The organism is Nostoc sp., assembly GCF_036917935.1.
Classification (GTDB): domain Bacteria; phylum Cyanobacteriota; class Cyanobacteriia; order Cyanobacteriales; family Nostocaceae; genus Nostoc.
On the sequence record NZ_JBALEL010000065.1, the window covers coordinates 82858 to 88986 of the forward strand.

6 protein-coding genes are annotated in these 6129 nt (G+C 41.9%); 1 reads left to right on the top strand and 5 read right to left on the bottom strand.

The genetic code is table 11. From position 1 onward, the window contains the following. Nucleotides 1-54 precede the first annotated feature (54 nt). The 5 genes from panD to V7K62_RS29150 form a co-directional block, all read right to left on the bottom strand. Entirely contained in the window at nucleotides 55-438 is a 384-nt protein-coding gene (panD, locus tag V7K62_RS29130) for an aspartate 1-decarboxylase (protein WP_334870346.1), read from the bottom strand. A 113-nt stretch (nucleotides 439-551) separates the two neighbouring features. Further along, nucleotides 552-1064 (bottom strand): inorganic diphosphatase, encoded by a 513-nt coding sequence (locus V7K62_RS29135; protein WP_292767096.1) that lies wholly within the window; start codon nucleotides 1062-1064, stop codon nucleotides 552-554. Nucleotides 1065-1525: 461 nt separating this feature from the next. Beyond that, on the bottom strand, nucleotides 1526-1714 hold the full coding sequence (locus tag V7K62_RS29140) for a hypothetical protein (RefSeq protein ID WP_334870348.1): 189 nt from the start codon (nucleotides 1712-1714) through the stop codon (nucleotides 1526-1528). Nucleotides 1715-2734: 1020 nt separating this feature from the next. Further along, complete coding sequence (locus V7K62_RS29145; RefSeq protein WP_334870350.1) at nucleotides 2735-3706, bottom strand: DUF362 domain-containing protein; 972 nt, start codon at nucleotides 3704-3706, stop codon at nucleotides 2735-2737. A gap of 131 nt (nucleotides 3707-3837) precedes the next feature. Then, a complete protein-coding gene (locus tag V7K62_RS29150) occupies nucleotides 3838-5259 on the bottom strand; it encodes an aspartate ammonia-lyase (protein WP_334870352.1) in 1422 nt (473 codons plus the stop codon). 137 nt (nucleotides 5260-5396) lie between these two features. Between V7K62_RS29150 and pgsA the strand changes: the two genes are divergently transcribed. After that, nucleotides 5397-5924, top strand: a complete 528-nt coding sequence (gene pgsA / locus V7K62_RS29155) for a CDP-diacylglycerol--glycerol-3-phosphate 3-phosphatidyltransferase (protein ID WP_334870354.1) — start codon at nucleotides 5397-5399, stop codon at nucleotides 5922-5924. Nucleotides 5925-6129: the final 205 nt, after the last annotated feature.

A 6129-nucleotide genomic window follows, 5' to 3' on the forward strand; every position in this document is an offset into this window, starting at 1 on the left:
TAGGTATGTAGCTCTGGGAACCCGACAACTCAAAATTTGGCATTTTCCTTGAAATTAGACCTTAGTGAGCAGGTCATCGTAGCGCCGCACTTCCAACAGCCTGTTTTTTTCGTCCACAATGACTACTGTAGGAGAGTAACTTTTTAACTCTTCTGGAGCGAACTGCCCGTAAGTCATTATAATCAAGCGATCGCCAATAATGCCTAGACGTGCCGCACCTCCATTTAGCTCAATGATTCCTGAATGGGCTGGAGCCGGGATCGCATAGGTAATAAAGCGCTGACCGTTGGCATTATTAACTACTTGCACCTGCTCATAAGGTAAGATACCAGCTTTTTCCAAAAGGATTTCATCGATGCTGATACTACCTACGTAGTTGATATTCGCCCCTGTGAGGGTGCAGTTATGAATTTTTGCCAAAAGGAGAGTACGCTGCATTCTGGTTTGGGGTTGGTGGCAGATTTTAAAATCCGTAACAAGCGAAAGTTATCAAAGTGAGGAGTTAGGAATAAAAATTCATAACTCTTAACTCCTAACTCCTAACTCTTCTATTATCCTCTATAAGCTTTGACGGATTTTTCAACTAAAGCTGCAACCTTGTCTACATCTTGCCAACCGAGAATTTCAGTCACCTTTTTTTCCAAATTTTTATAACTACGGAAAAATTCGGCAATTTCATCTAAGCGGTGTGGTGCTACGTCTTTCAGTGATTTTACTTGAGTGTAGCGCGGATCTTTGTCAGGAACACAAAGGATTTTTTCATCGCGATCGCCACCGTCAATCATCTCCAAAAAGCCAATCGGTCGTGCGGCAATAACACAGCCGGGAAAGGTCGGCTCGTCAATAATGACCATACCATCTAGGGGATCGCCATCATCAGCCAAAGTATTGGGTACAAAGCCGTAGTCATAAGGATATTGTACCGAGGAATAAAGTACTCGGTCTAGAGCAAAAGCTTCTAGTTCCTTGTCGTATTCGTATTTATTTTTACTTCCGCCAGTAATTTCAATCAGAACGTTGATTAGACCCGGTTTCGGTTGGGCAGGAATACGAGATAAGTCCACAAAAAACTCCTCTGATAACAGTGAATCATGGGGGCACTCAGTCAGCTTCGCTCCCCGTGTAGAATTTTAGGACAATATGGATCTCTTCCCAAGGTATTCATTCCACGGTATTGAAGATTGGGCATTGGTTATTTCTCCCTCATCTCCTACCCCTGCGGGAAGCTAAAGCGACATCTCCCCAATTCCCAGTTCCCTTAAATTAGCCAAAAAATAGAAAAAGCGTTGCGAACAAACTTCGCAACGCTTTTTCCAAGAGGGTATTATGGATATCCTCTACCCTTAATTGCTGTTAGAGGGATTTCTGTCCCAACTCTGTTAAGACAACTGAAATCTGGAGTCACACAATCGAGATTCAGCTTATTCCTGATCAACTGCATCCAAAATCTACAAAGATTGTCTCAAAATCAGTGTTCTGCTTTTTTGTAGGTCTCCTCGTGGGTAAATGCTACTGGGAAGCTTTATCAATCTTGATTTCCTTGTAGGTTTTGGATCAGGGGTTGCTGGTTATTTTGAACATTAGTTGAAGAATAGTGAGCGATGACAAATACGGGTAGGGTAAGAGTCAACAGAGCGATCGCAGTTCCCACAATGTCTGCCAAACGTTGGGAATATGTATCGGCAGGATTGGCAGACTGGCTATTTGAATTCATACAAAATTGAAGTTATTCGTAACACTGTGTAAGTCTACTCTCTGAGTGAGAGTCTTGATGCTATTTTAGCTATTTTTAAACTGTAAAATGTGTAGCATTATACAAGCTAAACCAGTTTTAAAACTGTCATAATAGCGTTTTTATACATGGAATTCTTAATACCAAGTTACAAGTCAACAAATCATGTTTTATTTTGTGATTAATATTTTCAGATGTTTCCCTGTATGGTGTAACGGTTCGCATACGCAAAGCCAACTTTAACAGCATCATAAATAACATTTTTTCGCTGCTTAAAGATTAATTAGCAAAATGTATTTGTCCTATACTTCGTAATTATAACATCCTGCAATGCCTTTGATAAGGTCATTTTACTGAAATTACTAATTTGTGATACAGAACACAAAACCGCAAAAGCACTGATAGATATTCAGTATTTTCGATTGTTAGACGGTAGTTATACACAAAAATATTTGACACCAGAGAAGAAATGGGTCGGAATGATTTTTGTAAGCAATCATAATTACCGAATAAATACAGATACATCAACTGTGTTGTGCAGCATGGATTCAGTGATACCACTAAACAAATATTTCAGAATTTAAATTTTAAAATATACTTAAGATCACAGGAATTTTGTCAATCTATATATAGGTAGAGTAAAAAATGTTTCAGAAGGTGGCGTAAAGGTGTGGTGGTTTATCGCCAGATTTTGCTCATATCTGAACAAAATACCCAATCCCAATTTCCAGATCCTAAATCCGTATAACTTTTTGGATCAATCAAAATCTAAAACAAGAACCTGTATAACAAATTAATCAGCTAAAAAAACCGCCACTAACTATGATAGGGCGGTCTGGTTAAGCAATCGGAGGGTAATTACAGATTACTCTGCTAATAAATGAAATTGCTGTAACCAAGTTTGCACTAAATTGGGGATTGTGGGGCCCCCTCTGGGGATAAGGGGTAATGGGGATTGGGGATGGGTTATTGTCCCCTTGTCTTTGTCATCTCCCACGCTCCCTACTCCCTTCCATAAACACTCATTGGTTCCTTGATAAATCGGGTGTAAAGATGCTTAAAGGTAGACTTAATTACGCGGGGCATACCAAAATCGATGGGTATTAACTTGTCTGGTAGCCGCCAATCTTCTATTTTTAATAAGTCAGGATTTAAATGCGGAAACTCTATGGCAGCAAGTTCTGGACAAACTCCTAGTCTTTGGGAAGCTGCAACTGTAGGCACTTGTTCAGGAGGAACATTGAGGATTTCTATCATTGCCCGATCTAAGGCAAATATATCTGATGCGGCTGCTAAAATACCTAGTTGGCGAGGTTCGCCGTTGCTGGGGCCATTACCTTCATGACCGATGATCCCATCTAATATGGTTAAGTTAGGGTTAATTGCCCTGGCAGTTTCTACTAACATTTCACCAAATCTATTCGCGTCTTTTCCTGCTTCCATGTGCCACCAAGCTTTCATTTTGCCAGGGACGCAACCAAACAAATTTTTTACGCCGAGTGTTAATGTCAACTGGGCATGAGATTTAACTTTAGGTAGGTTAATCACTACGTCTGCTTCCATTGCTTCTTTAGACAGCCGCAGATGGTTAAAATTGTCACTAATGGTTTGGTAACGCTGACCGTGAAAATCGATGATGGGAAGATTGAGTTCTTCTAAAATAGGCAGATAGCCATTTGCGACTGCTACACCCTTGGCACTGCCAAAAGCCGGACTATCGCCTAAAAATGGCTTACCGCCAACCTCAATTACCATCTGGGCAACTTCGTAAACTAGTTCGGCACGGGTGATACACTCTTTACCAGGACGCGATCCTGTGAGTAGATTCGGTTTGAGTAAAACGCGATCGCCTTTTTTTACAAACGCTGCCATTCCTCCAAAAGGTTCCAGGAGAATGACTAAGGATTCCCGTAAGGCTTCTCGTTCGTAGGATGTAGCCCGAATGAGACTGACAGATGGTTTTTGAGTCTGCATGGATAGATAGGGGATAGAGGGAGTGGGGGAGCAAGAATTTTAGATTTTAGATTTTGGATTTTAGATTGAAATTTAATCCAAAATTTAAAATCCAAAATCCAAAATTGAATTGCTCAATGCCCTATTAACTATTATTCTGTTCTGAGCGGTAAGATACCACTCATTTGTTCTAGATTTAAGACTGTGGCTAAGTCTGTTTCATTCATAAATCCTCGTTCTAAAACAATTTGGCGCAGGGATTTACCTGTTTCTAAAGATTCTTTGGCGACAGCTGCGGCGTTTAAATAACCGATGTGGGTATTTAGTGCGGTTACTAAAGCTAAACTGCCTTCGGCATAAGCTAAACAACGTTCTTGATTAGCAGTAATTCCCCCAATGCAGCGTTCGGTGAGTGCGGCGATGGTATTGCCGAGAATTTCGATACTGTGAATTAGGTTATAGGCAATCAGCGGCATCATCACATTTAATTCTAATTGTCCGGCTTGTGCGGCTAATGCGATCGCACTGTCGTAACCCATCACCTGAAAACACACCATTGATGTCATCTCTGCCATGACTGGGTTATATTTCCCTGGCATAATCGAGGAACCGGGTTGCACTGGGGGCAGTTGAATTTCTTTCAAGCCTGTTTTTGGCCCCGAATCCATCAGCCGCAAGTCGTGAGATATTTTGACTAAATCCTGCGCTAAGTTGCGTAAAGCACCGGAAACATTCACAAATGGCGCCATACTCTGCATTGCTGCCATAAGATGGGGTGCAGGTTCTAAAGGAGTATCAATCAATTCTGAGAGAACTTCCACTACACGGGCGCGATATAGAGGATGAGTATTTAACCCCGTTCCGGCTGCGCTACCTCCCAAACCCAGCACCATCAAATCCCCAGAGGCGGTATAAATCCGGTTTTGGTGTTCTGTAAGGATGTGCGCCCAAGCCCGAAAATTCTCACCCAAGCGCACGGGTACAGCGTCTTGTAAGTGGGTTCTGCCAGATTTGACGATATCTTGAAATTCTACAGCTTTGTTTTCTAAAGACGCGATCGCACCATCTATTGCTGGGTGTAATGTCTTGGATAATGCCAATAAACCACCAATGCGAATTGCGGTAGGAATCACATCATTGGTAGACTGTCCATAATTAACGTGATCGTTGGGACTAACACGGTTATAGTTGCCCTTTTCTTCACCAAGAATTTCTAAGGCGCGATTTGCTAGAACTTCGTTGATATTCATGTGGTGGGATGTTCCAGCACCCGCCTGATAAACATCCACGACAAATTGATCGCGGAACTTCCCAGCTAAGATTTCATCAGTTGCTTGCACAATCGCCTGACTAATATCTTGGGGAATGCAATTCAGTTCTCCATTCACAATTGCTGTCGCTTTTTTAATGATTAATCCAGCATCTACGTAAGTAGCTAAAGGCTTGATGCCGCTAATGGGGAAGTTTTCGAGTGCCCGTAGCGTTTGAATGCCGTAATAAACGCTACTAGCAATTTGGCGATCGCCCATCGAATCGCGTTCGATGCGGAATTGGGAGTCTGTGTATTCAGTCATAGTATTGTTTTAGGAGAGCTACAGAAAACAGATTTTCCCACGCAGGTACACTCAGATACACTAATCTGCATATATTTTGCATATTTGCTTGGCTGCTTGTTGCTTTACACTTGCTAACTTTTATTTTTGAATTCCCTATGACTATACCCAACTGGATTACCTTCTCTCGCCTTCTGGGTGTACCATTTCTGCTTTATGGCTTGTACAATCCCGCAGTACAAGCTAGATGGATATGTTTAGCGATTTTTATCATTGCTGCCTTAACTGATTGGTTAGACGGCTATTTGGCGCGGAAACTCAACCAAATTACTGACTTGGGTAAATTTCTTGATCCCTTAGTGGATAAATTTCTAGTACTTGCGCCGTTGCTGGTTTTTATTGAACTAGGAAAAGTGCCGGCTTGGGGAGTGTTTTTGATTTTAGCGCGGGAATTAGCGATCGCTGGTTGGCGGGTGAATCAAACGACAATTACCGGGGCGAACATTTGGGGTAAACTCAAAACTGTTAGTCAAATAGTTGCGATCGCACTTCTGATTGCACCCCTACCTGAAGTATGGCAAACTCCCTCTCTGATTGCCTTTTGGATTTCTGTCGCCCTGACTTTAATCTCTGGGGGTATTTATCTTTTGCCGCAAAAAGTTAGCACTAATGAAACGACAATATAGTAGACTAGACCTCTTGCAAAAGTCCGTAACACCCCACCCCCAACCCCTCCCCGCTCTTCGGGAGGGGTTGGGGGTGGGGTTCTTATTTTTGATTTATGCAAGAGGTCTAGTATCAGTAAACCAAAAAGTTTTTCCCCAAAGAGCGATCGCTAAAAAATTGGTAGTTTATAATACTAGTAAATACGGAATCCTCTAACCAGCAGAC

Coding starts and splice junctions, on each gene's coding strand:
- panD (WP_334870346.1), bottom strand. CDS start 438: ATGCAGCGTACTCTCCTTTTGGCAAAAATTCATAACTGCACCCTCACA.
- V7K62_RS29140 (WP_334870348.1), bottom strand. CDS start 1,714: ATGAATTCAAATAGCCAGTCTGCCAATCCTGCCGATACATATTCCCAA.
- V7K62_RS29145 (WP_334870350.1), bottom strand. CDS start 3,706: ATGCAGACTCAAAAACCATCTGTCAGTCTCATTCGGGCTACATCCTAC.
- V7K62_RS29150 (WP_334870352.1), bottom strand. CDS start 5,259: ATGACTGAATACACAGACTCCCAATTCCGCATCGAACGCGATTCGATG.
- pgsA (WP_334870354.1), top strand. CDS start 5,397: ATGACTATACCCAACTGGATTACCTTCTCTCGCCTTCTGGGTGTACCA.